This window comes from uncultured Nocardioides sp. (assembly GCF_947488025.1).
GTDB lineage: Bacteria > Actinomycetota > Actinomycetes > Propionibacteriales > Nocardioidaceae > Nocardioides.
Window position 1 is genome coordinate 49,039 of record NZ_CANKYS010000011.1, and the last position, 17,149, is coordinate 66,187.

General features: G+C 73.0%; 16 protein-coding genes. 4 read left to right on the forward strand and 12 right to left on the reverse strand.

Features of this window, described 5'->3' with window-relative positions; genetic code table 11:
* Positions 1-46 precede the first annotated feature (46 nt).
* Positions 47-1,129, forward strand: a complete 1,083-nt coding sequence (locus tag Q1B24_RS16945; protein WP_299931195.1) for a methyltransferase — start codon at positions 47-49, stop codon at positions 1,127-1,129.
* 1 nt (position 1,130) lies between these two features.
* Here the strand turns inward: Q1B24_RS16945 and Q1B24_RS16950 are convergent, their stop codons facing one another.
* From Q1B24_RS16950 to Q1B24_RS16970, 5 genes are all read right to left on the reverse strand, one after another.
* Complete coding sequence (locus Q1B24_RS16950) at positions 1,131-2,033, reverse strand: NAD(P)-dependent oxidoreductase (RefSeq protein ID WP_299931196.1); 903 nt, start codon at positions 2,031-2,033, stop codon at positions 1,131-1,133.
* Positions 2,030-2,716, reverse strand: a complete 687-nt coding sequence (locus Q1B24_RS16955; RefSeq protein WP_299931197.1) for a phosphatase PAP2 family protein — start codon at positions 2,714-2,716, stop codon at positions 2,030-2,032. Before Q1B24_RS16955 ends, Q1B24_RS16950 begins: the two co-directional genes overlap by 4 nt.
* Positions 2,717-2,788: 72 nt before the next feature.
* On the reverse strand, positions 2,789-3,712 hold the full coding sequence (locus Q1B24_RS16960) for an ATP-binding protein (protein WP_299931198.1): 924 nt from the start codon (positions 3,710-3,712) through the stop codon (positions 2,789-2,791).
* 144 nt (positions 3,713-3,856) lie between these two features.
* Complete coding sequence (locus tag Q1B24_RS16965) at positions 3,857-4,906, reverse strand: S-adenosylmethionine:tRNA ribosyltransferase-isomerase (RefSeq protein ID WP_299931199.1); 1,050 nt, start codon at positions 4,904-4,906, stop codon at positions 3,857-3,859.
* Positions 4,903-5,616: an SDR family NAD(P)-dependent oxidoreductase gene (locus Q1B24_RS16970; RefSeq protein WP_299931200.1), complete on the reverse strand. Its 714-nt coding sequence runs from the start codon at positions 5,614-5,616 to the stop codon at positions 4,903-4,905. Before Q1B24_RS16970 ends, Q1B24_RS16965 begins: the two co-directional genes overlap by 4 nt.
* Positions 5,617-5,665: 49 nt before the next feature.
* Between Q1B24_RS16970 and soxR the strand changes: the two genes are divergently transcribed.
* Positions 5,666-6,145 (forward strand): redox-sensitive transcriptional activator SoxR, encoded by a 480-nt coding sequence (gene soxR / locus Q1B24_RS16975; RefSeq protein ID WP_299931201.1) that lies wholly within the window; start codon positions 5,666-5,668, stop codon positions 6,143-6,145.
* A 20-nt stretch (positions 6,146-6,165) separates the two neighbouring features.
* Here soxR and Q1B24_RS16980 read toward each other — a convergent pair whose 3' ends face one another.
* The 6 genes from Q1B24_RS16980 to Q1B24_RS17005 all read right to left on the reverse strand — a co-directional run bounded on the left by Q1B24_RS16980 (position 6,166) and on the right by Q1B24_RS17005 (position 12,403).
* Positions 6,166-6,576, reverse strand: coding sequence for a VOC family protein (locus tag Q1B24_RS16980; RefSeq protein WP_299931202.1), 411 nt, complete (start codon positions 6,574-6,576; stop codon positions 6,166-6,168).
* Positions 6,573-7,025 carry a hypothetical protein gene (locus tag Q1B24_RS16985; protein ID WP_299931203.1) on the reverse strand — a complete coding sequence of 151 codons (453 nt, stop codon included), beginning with the start codon at positions 7,023-7,025 and terminating at the stop codon, positions 6,573-6,575. Before Q1B24_RS16985 ends, Q1B24_RS16980 begins: the two co-directional genes overlap by 4 nt.
* Before the next feature lie 50 nt (positions 7,026-7,075).
* On the reverse strand, positions 7,076-8,497 hold the full coding sequence (locus Q1B24_RS16990) for an FAD-dependent oxidoreductase (RefSeq protein WP_299931204.1): 1,422 nt from the start codon (positions 8,495-8,497) through the stop codon (positions 7,076-7,078).
* A complete protein-coding gene (locus tag Q1B24_RS16995; protein ID WP_299931205.1) occupies positions 8,490-10,526 on the reverse strand; it encodes a molybdopterin oxidoreductase family protein in 2,037 nt (678 codons plus the stop codon). Before Q1B24_RS16995 ends, Q1B24_RS16990 begins: the two co-directional genes overlap by 8 nt.
* Before the next feature lie 9 nt (positions 10,527-10,535).
* Complete coding sequence (locus Q1B24_RS17000; protein ID WP_299931206.1) at positions 10,536-12,014, reverse strand: MFS transporter; 1,479 nt, start codon at positions 12,012-12,014, stop codon at positions 10,536-10,538.
* A gap of 185 nt (positions 12,015-12,199) precedes the next feature.
* Positions 12,200-12,403, reverse strand: a complete 204-nt coding sequence (locus Q1B24_RS17005) for a cold-shock protein (protein ID WP_299931207.1) — start codon at positions 12,401-12,403, stop codon at positions 12,200-12,202.
* 352 nt (positions 12,404-12,755) lie between these two features.
* On the opposite strand from Q1B24_RS17005, the gene Q1B24_RS17010 reads away from it, so the two are divergent.
* Complete coding sequence (locus tag Q1B24_RS17010) at positions 12,756-13,097, forward strand: DUF485 domain-containing protein (protein WP_299931208.1); 342 nt, start codon at positions 12,756-12,758, stop codon at positions 13,095-13,097.
* Complete coding sequence (locus Q1B24_RS17015) at positions 13,097-14,704, forward strand: cation acetate symporter (protein ID WP_299931209.1); 1,608 nt, start codon at positions 13,097-13,099, stop codon at positions 14,702-14,704. The genes Q1B24_RS17010 and Q1B24_RS17015 overlap by 1 nt, the downstream gene beginning before the upstream one ends.
* A 79-nt stretch (positions 14,705-14,783) precedes the next feature.
* Here the strand turns inward: Q1B24_RS17015 and Q1B24_RS17020 are convergent, their stop codons facing one another.
* Complete coding sequence (locus tag Q1B24_RS17020) at positions 14,784-17,003, reverse strand: hypothetical protein (protein WP_299931210.1); 2,220 nt, start codon at positions 17,001-17,003, stop codon at positions 14,784-14,786.
* Positions 17,004-17,149 lie beyond the last annotated feature (146 nt).

Below are 17,149 nucleotides of genomic sequence, written 5' to 3' on the forward strand. Positions count from 1 at the left end.
CGCTGACCATGATGGTCAGTATCCCTGACGATTTGGAGGGCAGCCCATGACCCGCCTACCTCCCGTCCGGGTCGCCCGCGCTGCGACGACCGTCCGCACCGCGGTCCAGGGCCTCACGCGCCGGATGGTGCCCCCGCCCGTCGGTGTACTCGAGCTGGTCTCGGGCCTCATCGAGGCCAACACGGTGTACGCCGTCGCGAAGCTGGGAGTGGCCGACGCGCTGGCCCGGGGTCCCCGCGCGGCCGCGGACGTGGCCGCCGAGCTCGGCACCAACCCCGACGCGACCTACCGGCTGATGCGGGCCGCTGCCGGCTACGGCCTGCTGCACCAGGACGGCGACCGGTTCGACCTGACCGCACTGGGGCGCCCCCTGCGGTCGGACGCGCCCGACTCGATGCGCGCGGTGGTGCTGATGATCGGCGACCCGCGCTACCAGTCGGTGTGGGCCCGGCTGCCGGAGTCGGTCACCACCGGGACGGCCCAGGCCGAGGCCGTGCACGGCGTGTCGATGTGGGAGCTGCTGGACCGCGACGCCGACTACGCCGCCACCTTCAACGAGGCGATGACGCGCCTCACCGCGCTCGACTGGCCGACGGTCGCGGCTGCGTACGACTTCACCCCCTTCCGGCGCATCGTCGACGTCGGCGGCGGCCACGGCCGGCTGCTCGCGTCGATGCTCGGTGCCGCACCGGCGGCCGAGGGGGTGCTGTTCGAGCAGGAGTCGCTCCTGCCCGCCGCCGAGGAGCTGCTGCGGGAGGCCGGGGTCCTGTCGCGGTGCCGCCTGGTGGGCGGCTCGTTCCACGACCGGGTGCCCGACGACGGCGACCTCTACGTCATGCGCCGCGTGGTGCACGACCTCGACGACGAGCAGGCGCTCGCCCTCCTGACCACCGTGCGCCGCGACATGCCCGCGGGCGCCACGCTGCTCCTGCTCGAGAGCATCGTGCCCCCGGGCAGCGGGCCCGACTTCGCCAAGACCCTCGACCTCGACATGCTGCTCTTCGCCGGCGGTCGCGAGCGCACCGAGCAGGAGTACGCCGCCCTGCTCGACCGCGCCGGGCTCGGGATGACGCGCGTCGTGCCGACCATCTCGACGATCTCGCTCGTCGAGGTGCGCCCGGCGGCGTGACTCAGCCGCGCAGCCCGGCCCGGAGCTCCTCGAGCGCGGTCGACAGGTCGACCCGAGGCGTCCAGCCCCAGCGCCGCGCGCGGTCGGCCACGACCTGCCCGGTCCATGCCGGGCTATCGTCCCAGGTCGGCTCGAGGTCCAGCGCGTCCGTCACGGCGCCGAGGTAGTCGCGCTGGGTGGCCGGCCCGCTGGCCACGTTGACCGGCGTGCACCCGCCCGCGACCGGACCTGACTCGGGGTCGTCGGCGGTCGCGATGGCGCCGGTGGCGACGTCGGCCGCGATGCTCGCCAGGTCGTCGACGTGCACCCACGCGAAGGTCTGGTCGGGGTTGGCGTGCCGCTCGGCCTCGTCGTCGCGGATCTCCGCCGGGCGCACGGTGTTCCAGATCGACGTGGGGCCGGGGCCGAGGATCGCCGGCGGGCGCAGCAGCACGCGCGTCGTACTTGCCAGCCGCTCGAGCGCGGCGTCGACGTCGCGCTTGACGACGCCGTAGGCCGACGAGTCGTCGGGCACCAGCGCCGCCGACTCGTCGACGTCACCCATCCCCGGGCTGCGGTCGTAGACGCCGGCGGTCGAGACGTGGACCAGGAGCGGCACGCCGGCGTCGACGGCCGCCTCGGCGATCGTCATCGTGCCGTCGAGCCCGACGCGACGCTGGTCGTCGCGTCCGCTGCCGAGCGGGTGGACGGTCGTGACGAGGGCGTCGGCACCGGCCACCACGGTGGCCGCGAAGGTGGGGTCGGCGAAGTCGCCGACGTGCTCCTCGACGTGCGGGTGCTGCGGCGCGGTGCCCACGCGGCGTACGACGGCGCGCACGGTCGCCCCGCGCTCGCCCAACGCGGACACGACGTGGCTGCCCACGAGTCCGTTGGCACCGGTGACGACGACGATCGGGGAGGTCATGCCTCCACCATGGCACTGCGGTCCTGAACGCGGTCGTCGGCCGTCCGGGGCAGGAGAACGCGGGCGACCGCCAGGACCCAGATGGTGGCGGAGACCAGGCTGGTCATCACGTCGGTCGGGTGGTGGGCGCCCTGGTAGAGCCGGGACGGTGCCACGACGAGCGGTGCGAGGAGCAGCGGCCAGACCCACCGGCGCCAGCGCGGCGCCACCGCAGCGACCCACAGCACGATGCCGCCGTAGACGACGATCGAGGTCGCCACGTGCCCGGACGGGAAGCTGTGGTCCGGCACGAGCCCGGGGTCGAGGATCTCCACCGGCGGCCGGTCACGCGGGACGAAGTGGGTGACGACGAGGTAGAGGGCGAGGTAGCCCGCGACGAGCACCGCGAAGTAGACGAACGGGCGCCAGGAGCGCTGCCACCACGAGCCGGCGAGGCCGACCACGACGGCGATGGCGACGCCGACGATCGTGTCGGCGATCGCGCTGCCGGCAGCCGCCGCGGTGTCGAGGTCGGCCGTGCGGTGGTCCTCCAGCCAGCGCGCGACGCCGTCGTCCCACGGGCCGACCGCCGAGACCAGCGGCCCGGTGAGGAGCCACCCGACCCCCAGGACCCCGAGGACGACGAGGATCCAGACGAGGGCCAGGGTGCGCGCGGCCTCGCGCCGCGTCGTCGACGTACTCACGCCGCCGAGGATGCCCCACGTCGTGGGCGTCGTCGTCCACCCCCAGGGATGTCCGCGGTCCGGGGCCTGACGCTAGGCCGGCTTGCGCACGTGCAGCCGCACGTGGGTGCCGGTGTCGTCACGACCGACGTCGACGGCCGCCACGAGCTGCCGGGCCAGCCACAGTCCGTAGCCGTGCTCGGCCGGCTCGTCGGGCGGCAGCAGCCCCGCGAGCGGGTGCACCGGCATCCCGCCGCGGTCCTGGACGTGCCACACCCACGTCTCGTCCTCGTCGTAGACGTGCACCAGGACCGGGGGCGAGCCGTGCAGCTGGGCGTTGGTCACCACCTCGGTGACCGCCAGCTCCAGGTCGTCGAGGACGCCGCGATCGAGGCCCAGGTCCGCTCCCCGGGTGCGCACCAGGCCCCGGACGAGGGCGACGCCGGCGTGCTGGGAGCAGTCGAGCGTGGCGGCGTACGCCGGCGGCTGCGAGACCGCCGCCAGGTCTGCCAGCACCGCCATCGGGTCCTGGAAGCGCGCGTTGGGCGTGACGGCACCGTCCTCGCACACCCCGTCGTGGGCAGCGAGGGCGATGTCGACCAGGTGCCCGGGCAGACGGGCGTCGTAGGGGCAGAGGAGGTCGACCGGCTGCTCGGCGAAGACGAGGCTGGCCGCCGACTCGAGCCTGCGGTAGTCGACGATCTCGACGGGGGTCCTCGCCGCGAGCGACTGCTCGGCGATCACGCACGACCGCACGCCCGGAGCCGCGGTCACGAAGTCGAGCAGCATCCGGTAGACGTTCCACTGCGGCCCGTAGGCCACGGCGTCGTCGATGACGGTGACCTCGTCGGCGTCACTGCCGAGCTCGGCCCGGATCGCCTCCACCCGCGACGCCGGCGCCATGACGAGCCCGCGGTGGCCCTGGTCGAGACCCGCGCGGAGGAACCCGCCCGCCTCGGTCGCGTAGTGGCGGTCGCCGTCGTAGAGCAGCGTCGTGTGCGTGGAGGTCGCTGTCACGGCTCGTGCCTCTGTCTCCCCGGCCGGAGCCGGCAGAGGTCGGCGGCCGCGCGGTGTCGCCCGTGCATCACCCGCTCAATCTAGGGCGGCGTGGCGGTGCGGGACCCACAGTTCTCCCACATTTTGGGCCACGGACCGGTTTTCTCACCTCCGCATCAGCAGCGCGGAGTCCCCGAACTCGTGCCAGAGGTAGCCCTCCGCGACCGCAGCGTCGTATGCCGCCTGGGTGAGCCGGGCGCCCGCCACCGCCTCGACGAGCAGGAGGTGCGAGGCCATCGGGTCGTGCCACCCGGTGACGAGGCCGTCGACCACCCGGGGCGGGTCCGCCGGCGTGACGACGCGGTCCGTCCACCCGCGCCCGGCGACGACGGAGGACCCCCGCACCGTGGACTCGACGGCGCGGGTCGCCGTGGTGCCGACGGCCACGACACGTCCGCCGTTGGCGCGCGCCTGGTTGATCACGCGCGCGCTGGTCGGCGTCACCTCGAACCACTCCGGCCCCGGGGCCTCTCCGGCCTCCTGCGACGACACGCCGGTGTGCAGCGTGACGGGTGCGAGCTGCACGCCCCCGGTGACCAGCCGGGTCACCAGCTCGTGCGTGAACGGACGCCCGGCCGACGCCATCTCGGCGCTGCCCGGCCTCGTCCCGAAGACCGTCTGGTAGTCCGCGAGCGGGTAGCGCCGGTCGAGGTAGCCGTAGGCGATGGGGCGCCCGTTCCAGTCGAGCTGGCGGTCCAGGTCGCCTCGCACCGACGCGCGCCAGAGGCGGTTGCCGACGCCCGTCGGGGAGGACGCCTGCCCGAGCCACGGCTCGCGGAGCACCAGGCGTACGTCGCCGACGCGCACCACGTCGTCCACGTGCGCGGTCAGCAGGGCCCGGGCGGCGTCGGGTGCGGTCCGCAGCTCGACGACGGCGTCCCCGTCGTCGAGGCGGTGCGCGACGTGGAGCACCACCGGACGCCCGTCGAGGTCGGCATCGACCTCGGCGGCGACGGTCGCCGAGGTGTTCACGACCAGCACGTCGCCGGCGCGCAGGTGGTCGGGGAGGTCGGCGAAACGGCCGTGGGACAGGCCGTCCGGGGTCGCCACGAGCAGGCGCACCTCGTCGCGGGCGAGTCCGCGCGACTCGACGGGTCGAGGTGCGAAGGTCGACGCGGCGAACCGCGTCTGCGGGGTCTCGTGGAGGAGCGTCATCGGCCTTCGCCCCCGAAGTCGGCGGCCCGGTGGCGACCGGAGTCCGGCCGCGCGGCCAGCAGCGCCAGCAGGTGCGGCACGACCGCCTCCGGGAGCGGTCGGTCCGAGATGTCCTCGCCGGGGAAGGCGTCCTGGTGCATCGCCGTACGCATGTCGCCCGGGTCGACGGCGTACGCGCGCAGTCCCGTCTCGGCGCCGTAGGTCAGGGTCACGTGGTCGAGCGCGGCCTTGCTCGCGCCGTAGAGGCCCCACGTCTCGTAGTGGTTCACAGCAGCGTCCGAGCTGATCGAGAGCAGCACGCCGTCCGTCTCTCGCAGCCACGGCAGCAGGACCGAGGTGAGGACCAGTGGACCGCCGATGTTGGTCCGCCAGACGTGCATGAGGTCGGGGATGTCGACCTCGGCCAGCGGGCGCATGGGCAGCGGGCCGAGCGTGCTGGCGTTGTGCACCAGGAGGTCGAGCCGTCCGTGACGCTCCACCTCTGTCCGCAGGCGCTCGCGGTGGTCGGCGTCGGTCAGGTCGCCGACGACCACCGTCACGTCGGCTGGGAGCTCGGCTTCCTTGAACCTCTCCTCGCTGCGCCCGTCCGTGACCACCCGCCAGCCGTGCCGCGCGAGCTCGGCGACGAGCGCGCGGCCGAGCCCGGCCGATCCTCCGGTGACCAGCGCCACCCGTTCCGTCGTCTTGTCAGTGCCTGTCTTGTCGGTCATGACACCATGGTTCAAGTTCAAGTGAACTTGAGTTCAAGAGGTGATTGCGATGGATGCTCGCGACCTGCTGCCGATGGGCGAGATCTCGCGGCGCAGCGGCTTCGCTGCATCGGCGATCCGCTTCTACGAGGCCGAGGGCCTGATCGAGGCGCACCGCTCGGGCAACGGTCAGCGGCGGTTCGAGCGCAGCGTCCTGCGGAGGCTGGCCTTCATCCGGGCTGCTTCCAACGTCGGTCTCAGCATCGAGGAGATCCGCGGCGAGCTCGCCCGGCTGCCCGGCAACCGCACCCCCACCAAGGCCGACTGGCACCGCATCTCCCGGCACTGGGGGCGCCGGCTCGACGAGCAGATCGCCGCGCTGCAGCGGCTCAAGGGCGGGCTCGAGGGCTGCATCGGGTGCGGCTGCCTGAGCCTGCGCTCGTGCGCCTTCTCCAATCCCGACGACGTGCACGCCGGGGACGGGGCCGGTGCGCGACTGCTCCCCGACTCGCTGCGGCGGCCGCACCCGACGCGGCGCTCGTCGGGGTAGTCCAGTGGCCTGCGGCCGGGTCAGGACTCCGCGCCCGGGGTGAACAGGGTCAGCTGCATGCCGTCGGGCGCGGCGACGCGGGCGTTGCGGTCGCCCCACGGCGTGTCGACGGCGGCGGCCACGGGGGTCGCGCCGGCGGCGGTCAGCGTGGCAGCGGCGGCATCGGCGTCCGGCACCTGCAGCGCGAGGCGCACCTTGCCCGAGACCCGCTCCCCCACCTCGAGGTCGTCGACCATCGCGGCCTGCGCCTCGTCGAAGAGCTCGAGCGTGGCGCGACCGGCGTCGAGCAGCAGCACGCGCCCCCGGTCGCTGCTCCAGTCGGCCACCTCGGGCAGGCCGAGCGCGTCGCGGTAGAGGCGTACGGCTGCGTCGAAGTCGTCGACGGTGAGGGTGATCCGGAGCTCCTGGACGGCGATCTGGGCATCGGTCATGGAGTCGATCGTGCTGGCTCGGGTGCACCTGAGGTCAAGACCCTGCCCGGACCGATGCGGAACTCGCCGATCACGGTGACGCCGTCCTGGGCGTAGAGCGGGATGGCCTGACCGTCGGGGTCCGTCTGGTTCCGTGCCTCGGCGGAGCGCACGAAGCCGCACCTCCCGTTGGTGCCGTAGGCGGCGACCAGGTCCGGCCCCGGGTCGTCCTCGTCGATGGCGGCGCCGGATCCGTAGGACATGCCGTTCTCGTTGACCGGGTAGGGCGGCGCCATCGCGGCCTGGGGACAGTCCTCGAAGACCACCTCGTCGTCGCGGCGCGCACTCGGGTCGATGGCGCGGAAGGTGGCGACCGGCTCGCCGGACGACGCGACGACCTGGTGCAGCTGGACGCCCCCGAGGAAGCCGACGACGACCGTCGCGGCCCCCAGTGCCACGCGCACGAGCATCCGTCCTCCTCCGGTACGTCGATGGGACGAGGCGATCGGTGGAGAAGTTGTCAGCCGACCGCGACCGGCGCCGGGCTGTCATCGACGAGGCGGCGTACGACGTCGGCGCACCCGCCGCAGCCGGTGGTCGCTCGCGTCCGGTCGACGCACTCCCCCACCGTCCCGCAAGCCCGGACCTCGCCCGCGGTCACGCCGGCGCACGCGCAGACCTCCGCCTCGTCGGGCAGCGGCGTCGGGGCGTCGGCCGCCTCGGGCAGGAGCAGCTGACCGGGCTCGTCGGGACCGAGCAGGGTGCCGCGGTCGTAGAGCTGGGTGATCAGCCCGACGCGGGACAGGTCGCCGACCAGGGCCGCGGCCACGATCCGCCCGCCGTGGACGACGAGGCGGCGGTAGGATCCGGCGACCGGGTTGGTCACCTCCACGACCTCGCCCGCCGCGCGCTCGGGGTCGCCGAGCACCGCGACGTCGAGGCCGGTGGCGCGCAGGCGCGCGACGCTGCGGTCGCCGTCGTACGACGCCTCCTCCCCGCGCAGCACCCGGGCGAGCACCTCGGCCTGCTCCCAGGCGGGCGAGACGTTGCCGGTGGTGCGGCGCCGGTGCTCGGCGCAGTCCCCGATGGCGTGCACCCGGTCGTCGGTGACGCTGGTGAGCGTGTGGTCGACGACGACCCCGCGGCGGACCATCAGCCCGGCCCGACGCGCGAGCGCGGTCGACGGGCGGCCGCCGGCGGTGAGGACGACGAGGTCGCTGGGCAGGACGTGGCCGTTGTCGAGCTGCAGCCCGTCGTCGGTGATCCGGACGGCCCGGGCGCCGGTGTAGACCTCGGTGCCGAGACGGCGGAGGTCGCGGGCGAGGACGCGTCCGGCGCCGGGACCGACCTGGCGGGCGAGCAGGTGGTCGGCGCCCTCGACGACCTCGGTCCGCAGCCCGCGCACCGCCAGTGCCCGGGCGACCTGCAACCCGAGCAGGCCGCCGCCGACGACGATCGCGCGGGGTCTCGTGACAGGCGCCAGAGCGCCTTCCTCGACCAGCGAGCTGGCGGCTTCGTCGAGGCGCCGGCAGTCGGCGAGCGAGCGGAAGGCGTGGACCGTCGGGTGCAGGGTGCCGTCGCGGCGGACCAGGCCGCGGATCGGCGGCAGGGTGGGGATCGAGCCACAGGCCAGGACGAGCCGGTCGTAGGCGACCCGTTCCCCGTCGACCAGCACGACCGCGCGGGCGGCGCGATCGACCTCCAGGACCCGCGCCCCCAGCCGCAGGTCGATCCCGTGCGCCGCGAACCACTCCTCCGAGCGCAGCGTCAGCGCGTCGGCCGCGTGGGTGCCCTCGAGCACCGCGGACAACAGGATCCGGTTGTAGGGCGCGTGCGGCTCGTCGGCGAGGACCGTCACGGCGAGCCGGTCGTCCCCGGCGAGGTGCTCGGCCAGGCGGACGGCGGCCATGCCGCCGCCCACGACGACGATGCGCTCAGCCATGGGTGACCGAGGCCGCGCACACCTTGAACTCCGGCATCCGCGAGGCCGGGTCGAGGGCGTCGTTGGTGAGCCGGTTGGCGCCGACCCAGTGGAAGGGCACGAAGACCGTGTCGGGCCGGATCGTCGGCACCACCTTGGCGGGAGCGGTCATCTCGCCGCGCCGGGTCGCCACGCGCACGACGTCGCCCGGCCCGATCCCGATGCGCGCGGCGAGCAGCGGGTGGAGCTCGACGAACGGGCCGTCGTCGGGCAGCGAGCGGACCCGCCGGGTCTGGGCGCCGGACTGGTACTGCGCGAGCACCCGCCCGGTCGTGAGGTGCACCGGGTAGTCGGTGCACGGCTGCTCGGCCGCGCCGCGGTGCTCGACGGCGTACATCCGGGCGCGCCCGTCGGGGTGCGCGAACGACTCGGCGAAGAGCCGCTCGCCGCCCCAGAAGACGCCCTGCTCGTCGCGGATCCGGTCGTAGGTGATCGCCGAGTAGTCGGCCGGGCCGCCCGCCGACGCGCGGCCGAGCTCGGCGAAGACCTCCTCCGGGTCGGTCGGGAACGACGCCTCCGACCCGAGCCGCTCGGCGAGCCCGGCGATCACCTCGAGGTCCGACCGCACGCCCGACGGGGGCGTGATGGCACGCTGCCGCAGGACCACCCGACCCTCGAGGTTGGTCATCGTCCCGGTCTCCTCGGCCCACTGCGTCACCGGCAGCACGACGTCGGCCAGCGCCGCGGTCTCCGACATCACGATGTCGCACACGACGAGCAGGTCCAGCGCCTCCAGCCGCGAGGTCACGTGGGTCGCCCGTGGAGCGCTGACGACGATGTTGGACCCGAGGACCAGCAGCGCCGACGGGCCGTCCGGTGTGCCGAGCGCGTCGAGGAGCTCGTACGCCGACCTGCCGGGGCCCGGCAGCGAGTCGGGCTCGACCCCCCACACGCCCGCGACGTGCGCGCGGGCGGCGGGGTCGTCGATGCGCCGGTAGCCGGGCAGCTGGTCGGCCTTCTGCCCGTGCTCGCGCCCGCCCTGGCCGTTGCCCTGCCCGGTCAGGCAGCCGTAGCCCGCGCCCCGCCTGCCCACCGCGCCGAGCGCGAGCGCGACGTTGATCCAGGCCAGCACGGTGTCGGAGCCGGTCGAGTGCTGCTCGGCCCCGCGCGCGGTGAGGACCATGACCTTGCGGCCCGCGAGCATGGCCGCCAGCGCCCGCAGCTCGTGCGCCTCGATCCCGGTCACCCGCTCGACCCGCTCGGGCCACCAGGAGGCGACCGAGTCACGCACGTCCTCCCAGCCGGTGGTGCGCTCGGCGAGGTACGTCGTGTCGACCGCGCCGGCGGCGACGAGCAGGTGCAGCAGGCCCAGGGCGAGGGCGAGGTCGGTGCCCGGCACCGGCTGGAGGTGCAGGTCGGCGCGGTCCGCGGTCGGCGTACGCCGTGGGTCGACGACGACGACCTTCCCGCCGCGCTCGCGCAGGCGGTCGAGGTGGCGGGCGGCCGGTGGCATGGTCTCGGCGAGGTTGGAGCCGACGAGCACCAGCACGTCGGTCTCCTCGACGTCGGCCAGCGGGAAGGGCAGCCCGCGGTCGAGGCCGAAGGCGCGGATGCCGGCCGAGGCGGCCGAGCTCATGCACCAGCGACCGTTGTAGTCGATCTGGGAGGTGCCGAGCGCGACCCGGGCGAACTTGCCGAGCGCGTAGGCCTTCTCGTTGGTGAGCCCGCCGCCGCCGAAGACGGCGACCCGGTCCGGCCCGCCCGCCGCCTGCGCGGCTCGGATCCCGTCGGCGACGCGGTCGAGCGCGTCGTCCCACGGGACGGCCGTCCACTCGCCGGTCTCCCGGTCGCGCACGAGCGGCGACGTGAGCCGCTCCCGGCTGCCGTACAGCCCGGCCGCGGCCCACCCCTTGCGGCACAGCGCGCCCCGGTTGACGGGGAACTCCTCCCACGCCGACACCTCGGGCGTACGCCGGCTTCCCCCGGATCCAGTGCTCAGCTTCATCCCGCACTGCAGCGAGCAGTAGGGGCAGTGGGTCTCGGTCGCCACGGCGCTGCCTCAGATCCCGGCGCCGGCCAGGCTCTTGGCGCGGACCTCCGCCGGGCGTCGCAGGTAGACCGCCCAGGTCACCGCACCGCAGACGACGTAGAACGCGGTGAACACCAGGAAGGCGCCCTTCGTGGCGGACATGGGGTCGGCCACCCACGGTGCACTGAAGGCCATCGGGATGAGGAACCCGCCGATGGCGCCCACCGCGCCGATCACGCCGATCGCGGCGGAGGCCTGCTTGGTCCCGGCCAGCAGGGCGGCGGTGCGCTCGGGTGTGCCGGGCGTCGTGGCGCGCTCGGCCTCGGTGCGCCAGATCGCCGGGATCATCTTGTAGGTCGAGCCGTTGCCGACGCCGGTGGCCGCGAAGACGCAGAGGAAGAAGGCCAGGAACCACGGGAACCACGACTGGTTGGCCGACGCGATGGCCGGGTCCGCGGTGGGGTTGGGGGTGAGCTGCATGAGCGTCCAGAGCACGGCCAGGGTGAAGACGACCATCGCGCCGAACGCGCCCAGCGTCACCTTCGCGCCGCCGACGCGGTCGGCCAGCCACCCGCCGAACGGCCGGGTCGCCGAGCCGACCAGGGCGCCGAGGAAGGCGAAGTAGGCGAAGTAGATGCCGGTCCCCAGCGGCGACGGCTCCGGCACCCAGAAGTTCAGCTTGATGAGCAGGGGCATGGCGGCGGAGTAGCCGATGAACGAGCCGAAGGTGCCGATGTAGAGGAACGCCATGATCCACGTCTGCCGCTTCCGCACGACCTGCAGCTGCTCGCGGGGGGAGGACTTCGCGGTGCCCAGGTTGTCCATGAAGAAGTACGCCGCGAGCGTCGCGACGACCGCGAGGCCGGCGTACACCCAGGCCGCGCGCTGCAGGTCGATCCCGCCCTCCGCCGCCTTGACCAGGCCGAAGATCCCGGCGCCGCCGACGATGACGGGCAGGAAGAGCTGGATCAGTGCGACCCCGAGGTTGCCGCCCGCTGCGTTGAGGCCCAGCGCGGCGCCCTTCTTGGCCGAGGGGTAGAAGAAGTTGATGTTGGCCATCGAGCTCGCGAAGTTGCCGCCGCCGAGGCCGGCCGTTGCCGCGATGGCGCAGAACACCCAGTACGGCGTCTCCGGCCGCTGCACGACGTAGGCGAACCCCAGCGTGGGGATGAGCAGCAGAGCCGCGCTGGCCATCGTCCAGTTGCGGCCACCGAACTTCGGCACCGCGAACGTGTAGGGCAGTCGCAGCAGCGAGCCGACCAGGTTGGGCAGCGCCACGAGCAGGAACAGCTGCTGGGGCGTGAACGCGAAGCCCTGGGCCACCAGGAAGGCCGAGCTCACGCTCCAGATCAGCCACACCGAGAAGCCGAGGTGCTCGGCGAAGATCGACCAGACCAGGTTGCGGCGGGCGACGGACCGGCCGCCTCCCTCCCAGAAGTCGGGGTCCTCCGGGCGCCAGTCCTCGATCCAGCGACGCGTGCGGCGGGTGTCAGCAGCGGGGGTGCTCATGCCGACGAGCGTCGGCTCCCGGTGTGACGTCCGGCCTGCCGGTCCGGTGGCGGAGCCGTCAACTTCTCCTCACGACCTCACGACCTCACGACCTCACGACGTCACGACGTCACCGAGGAGTGCGATGCAGCGCGAAACGCAGAGGAGCCCCGACCGCTGGGCGGTCGGGGCTCCTCAGAGGTACGTCAGACGACGCGGACGTTCTCGGCCTGCGGGCCCTTGGGGCCGGCGGTCACGTCGAACTCGACCTTCTGGTTGTCGTCGAGCGACTTGTAGCCGTTGGACTGGATCGCGGAGTAGTGCACGAACACGTCCTCGCCGCCGCCGTCCTGCGCGATGAAGCCGAAGCCCTTGTCAGCGTTGAACCACTTGACAGTTCCCTGAGCCATGATCTGTTCCTTTGTTCTCTTCCGGCGACGACCTGCCGCCGAGGTGCTGAAGACATCCATCGTGCTGATGTCCAGCGAACCGAAAACCAGGAGATACAAGACACGAGCCGCACCACGTGCGCGGCCAGGACGCGCCAGGCGCATCCCTTCAACACGACGAGCCTACGGCACGCGGCGTCCGGTGACGACTTCCGGGCGGGCCCCGACCGCTCGTCGTACGTCGTCGACCGCTGAGCGACCGGCGACGCCCATCGACCGATGGTGCGACGCGCACCCCTCCCGCGCGGCGTGCGAGCGGTGTCACGGTGACGGCGGTCACACCCGGTGGCCCCACGCTCGTAAGGACCGACCCGTGACTGACCAAGAACAGGCTGCGCGCCACGACCCCATCTACGACCGGCTGCACGCGACATCCGAGTTCGCCGAGCTGCGGCGCCGCTACCGCGGCTTCGTGTTCCCGGCGACCGTCGCCTTCCTGGCCTGGTACCTGCTGTACGTCGTCATGTCGACCTGGGCCGGCGACTTCATGTCGATCAAGCTCTGGGGCAACATCAACGTGGCGCTGGTCTTCGGCCTGCTCCAGTTCGTGACGACGTTCGGCCTCGCCTGGATGTACGCCCGCTTCTCCTCCGCCAAGCTCGACCCGCTGGCACGCCAGCTCGACGCGGAGTACAACAAGGGAGGCGACGCCTGATGGACACCCAGGTCCTCACCACGTTCCTGTTCCTGTCGGTCGTCGCCCTGACGATCGGCATCACCTTCTGGGCGAGCCGCCAGACCAAGACGGCCGCCGACTTCTACTCCGGCGGGCGGTCGTTCTCCGGCTTCCAGAACGGTCTCGCCATCGGCGGCGACTACATGTCGGCGGCGTCGTTCCTCGGCATCTCCGGCGCCATCGCGGTCTACGGCTACGACGGCTTCCTCTACTCCATCGGCTTCCTCGTGGCGTGGCTCGTCGCCTTGCTGCTCGTCGCCGAGATGCTCCGCAACGCCGGCCGCTACACGATGGCCGACCAGCTCGCCTTCCGCATGTCGCAGCGCCCGGTGCGCACGGCGGCGTCGGTCTCGACCGTCGTCGTGTCGATCTTCTACCTGCTGGCGCAGATGGTCGGCGCGGGCTCGCTCGTCGCGCTGCTCCTCGGCGTCGACAGCCAGGCGATCAAGAACATCACCATCATCGGCGTCGGCGTCCTGATGATCTTCTACGTCGTCGTCGGCGGCATGAAGGGCACGACCTACGTCCAGATCGTCAAGGCCGTGATGCTGATGATCGGTTCCGCGCTGATCGTGGTGCTGGTGCTCGCGGAGTTCAACTTCAACCTCTCCGACCTCCTCGGCGCGGCGGCCGACAACTCCGGCAAGGGCGAGGCGTTCCTGCAGCCCGGTCTGCAGTACGGCGCCTCGCTGACGTCGCAGATCGACTTCCTGTCCCTCGGCCTGGCCCTCGTGCTCGGCACCGCCGGCCTGCCGCACATCCTGATCCGCTTCTACACCGTGCCGACCGCGCAGGACGCCCGGAAGTCGGTGCTGTGGGCCATCGGCCTCATCGGCGCGTTCTACCTCATGACGCTGGTCCTCGGTTTCGGCGCCGCGGCCCTGCTCGACCGTGACCAGGTCGACCCGCTCGCGGGCGGCAACCAGAACCTCGCCTCCCCGCTCCTCGCCGAGGCCGTCGGTGGCGGCGAGGGCTCGACGGGCGGCGCGATCCTGCTCGCGCTCATCTCCGCGGTCGCCTTCGCGACCATCCTCGCGGTGGTCGCGGGCCTCACCCTGGCCAGCTCGTCCTCGGTGGCGCACGATCTCTACAAGGGCGTCATCAAGAAGGACGAGCCGGTCTCGGAGCACGACGAGGTCCGGGTCGCCCGCATCGCCGCGTTCGTCATCGGTGCGATCGCCATCGCCCTGTCGATCCCGGCGCAGCGCCTCAACATCGCGTTCCTCGTGGCACTGGCCTTCGCCGTTGCCGCGTCGGCCAACCTGCCGGCGATCATCTTCAACATGTTCTGGCGGCGCTTCAACACCCGCGGCGCCACCTGGAGCATCTACGGCGGCCTCATCGCGGCTGTCGGGCTGGTGTTCTTCTCGCCGGTGATGTCGAGCCTGCCGACGTCGCTCTTCCCCGACTCGGACTGGGCGATCTTCCCGCTCAACAACCCCGGCATCATCTCGATCCCGATCGGGTTCCTGCTCGGCTACCTCGGCACCATCACGTCGAAGGAGCCCGCTGCCGAGGACCGCTTCACCGAGCTCGAGGTCCGCGCCCTGACCGGCGCCGGCGCCGAGCAGGCCGTCAAGCACTGAGGCCACGACCGCTGCACCACGCAGACGTACGACGCCCCGGAGGCCAGGCCTCCGGGGCGTCGTCGCGTGGTGCGGTGGATCAGGTGCCGGTGCCCGGCAGGACCGGGACGCCGTTCACGCTCATCGTGCCCCCGTCGTTGTAGGCGTCGGGACCCTCGGGCGCCGTGTTGGCGTCGAAGACGATGCCGGTGGCGGTGAGGACACCCGCGGAGGAGTTCCACAGCCCGCCGCCCTCGTTGCTGGCGTCGTTGCCGGTGATCGAGCCGTCGGTCCAGGTGACCGTCCCGGCGCCGGTGATGTGCAGCGCCCCGCCGTTGCCGGGGGCCGCGCCGGTGGCGTTGCCCCGGGCGTTGACGTTGCTCAGGTCGGCGGAGCCGCCGTTGACCTCGACCGCACCGCCGGCCCGCGGAGCGGTGTTGCCGTCGAGGTTCGTCCAGCCGACGGTGAGGTCGCCGTTGAGCGACAGCACGCCTCCGCCGGAGCCGGCCGCGCCGGTCGCCCTGTTGGCCTCGATCGTGGCGCCCATGACCTCGACGTCGCCGCCGTCGTTGTAGATCGCGCCGCCGCCCTGGTCGGCCGCAGCACCGCTGGCGGTGTTGCCTCGCAGGTGGGTGTCACGCACGACCATCGTGCCGGTGGCGGAGTTCCACAGGCCGCCGCCCTCGACGGCGGTGTTGTCGTAGACCTTGGTCTGGGTGACCTCGACCGAGCCGGTGCCGGTCAGGTGCAGGCCGCCGCCGTTGCCGGGCGCGGTGCCGGCGTCGTTGCTCTGCAACACGGAGCGCGCCACCGTCGTGGTGCCGAGGTTGGCCTCGATGCCGCCGCCGGCACGCTTGGCGGCGTTGCCCTGCACGGTGGTGCCGGTGAGGGTCAGCGTGCCCTGGTTGTTGAGCACCCCACCGCCCGAGCCAGCAGCGCCGGTCGCGGTGTTGCTCGCGATCGTCGAGCCGCTGACCGAGGTGGTGCCGTCGGAGTAGATGCCCCCGCCGCCCTGGTCGGCCGCGGCGCCGGTCGCGGTGTTGCCCGAGATCGTCGAGCCGGTCACGGACAGCTGCCCGGTGGCGGCGTTCCAGAGTCCACCGCCCTCGACGGCGGTGTTGCCGAGCACCTGCGTGGTGTCGACGAGGACCTTGCCGGCACCCGTCAGGTGCAGGCCGCCGCCGTTGCCGGGCGCCGCGCCGGTGCTGTTGGCGCGCAGCGTCGAGCCGACCAGCGTCGTGGACCCGAGGTTGGCCTCGATGCCACCGCCGGCTCGCGGAGCCGTGTTGTCTCGCACCTCCGTGGTGGCGACCACGAGGGTGCCGAGGTTGTTGAGCACGCCGCCACCCGAGCCGGCGGCACCGGTGGCGGTGTTGTCGTGGATCTCGCTGCCGCGCACGGTCAGCGAGCCGCCGTCGTTGAAGAGGCCGCCACCGCCCTGGTCGGCAGCCGCTCCGGCCGCGGAGTTGCGCCGGATGGTCGTGCGCTCGACGACGAAGGTGCCGGTCGCGGAGTTCCACAACCCGCCGCCCTCGGCGCTCGCGGTGTTGCCGGACACCAGGCCGTCACGCACGAGCACGTCACCGGTCCCGGTGAGGTGGAGCCCGCCGCCGTTGCCCGGCACTGCGCCGGTGGCGTTGCCGGTCAGGCGGGTGCGGACGAGGAACGTGCTCCCACCGGCGGCCTCGATGCCGCCGCCGGCCCGCTCGGCCTCGTTGCCGCGGACCCGCGTGTCGACGAGGCGCAGCGTGCCGCCCTCGTTCATCACCGCGCCGCCGGAGGCCCCGGCGCCGGTCACCGTCGAGCTCAGCAGGTGGGACTTGCGCACCTCGACGGTGCCGCGGCTGCGGATCAGTCCGCCGCTCTCGGTCTCCGCCGGTGCGCCGTTGCGCAGCTTGGCGCGCTTGATGACGAGCCGGGTGCCGGACCGTACGTCGAAGACCCGGTCGACCTTCTTCGCGTTGATGGTCCGGCCCCGTCCGAGGACGACGAGGTCGGCGCGGACGTCGAGGTCGCCGCGTCCGACACCGCCGCGGGCGCTGCGGCCCGTGGCGAAGCGGATGGTGCGCACCAGGACGATGCGGTCCTTGGCCTTCGTCCTGTTGGCCTTGCGCACGGCCGTGCGCAGCTGCTTCTCCGTGCGGACCTTCCACGTGCGGGAGGCCTTGCCCTGCTTGTTCCTCGGCGCGGTGCTCGCAGCGCTCACCGTCGTCGCCGTGGCCGCGGTGGCCGCGGTGGCGTCGGAAGCGGGAGATGCGGCGGGCTCGGCCGCTGCGGGTGCCACCGCGAAGGCGGCGAGTGCGAACGCCGACGCAACCACCCCTGTGGCCGCTCGTCGTCCGGTTGTCCTCAGTGCTGACATCGCTGTCTGCCCTTCTGGTCGTCGTCCGGCGGGCGGTTCCGCCCCCCTGGTCGCCGTCACGCCGTGGTGCTGGCGGTGGCGGCACTGGTGGGTACGGCGCAGGA

Coding starts and splice junctions, on each gene's coding strand:
- Q1B24_RS16970 (WP_299931200.1), bottom strand. CDS start 5,616: ATGACCGACAAGACAGGCACTGACAAGACGACGGAACGGGTGGCGCTG.
- Q1B24_RS17000 (WP_299931206.1), bottom strand. CDS start 12,014: ATGAGCACCCCCGCTGCTGACACCCGCCGCACGCGTCGCTGGATCGAG.
- Q1B24_RS16950 (WP_299931196.1), bottom strand. CDS start 2,033: ATGACCTCCCCGATCGTCGTCGTCACCGGTGCCAACGGACTCGTGGGC.
- Q1B24_RS16965 (WP_299931199.1), bottom strand. CDS start 4,906: ATGACGCTCCTCCACGAGACCCCGCAGACGCGGTTCGCCGCGTCGACC.
- Q1B24_RS17005 (WP_299931207.1), bottom strand. CDS start 12,403: ATGGCTCAGGGAACTGTCAAGTGGTTCAACGCTGACAAGGGCTTCGGC.
- Q1B24_RS16985 (WP_299931203.1), bottom strand. CDS start 7,025: ATGCTCGTGCGCGTGGCACTGGGGGCCGCGACGGTCGTCGTCGGCTTC.
- Q1B24_RS16990 (WP_299931204.1), bottom strand. CDS start 8,497: ATGGCTGAGCGCATCGTCGTCGTGGGCGGCGGCATGGCCGCCGTCCGC.
- soxR (WP_299931201.1), top strand. CDS start 5,666: ATGGATGCTCGCGACCTGCTGCCGATGGGCGAGATCTCGCGGCGCAGC.
- Q1B24_RS16945 (WP_299931195.1), top strand. CDS start 47: ATGACCCGCCTACCTCCCGTCCGGGTCGCCCGCGCTGCGACGACCGTC.
- Q1B24_RS17015 (WP_299931209.1), top strand. CDS start 13,097: ATGGACACCCAGGTCCTCACCACGTTCCTGTTCCTGTCGGTCGTCGCC.
- Q1B24_RS16980 (WP_299931202.1), bottom strand. CDS start 6,576: ATGACCGATGCCCAGATCGCCGTCCAGGAGCTCCGGATCACCCTCACC.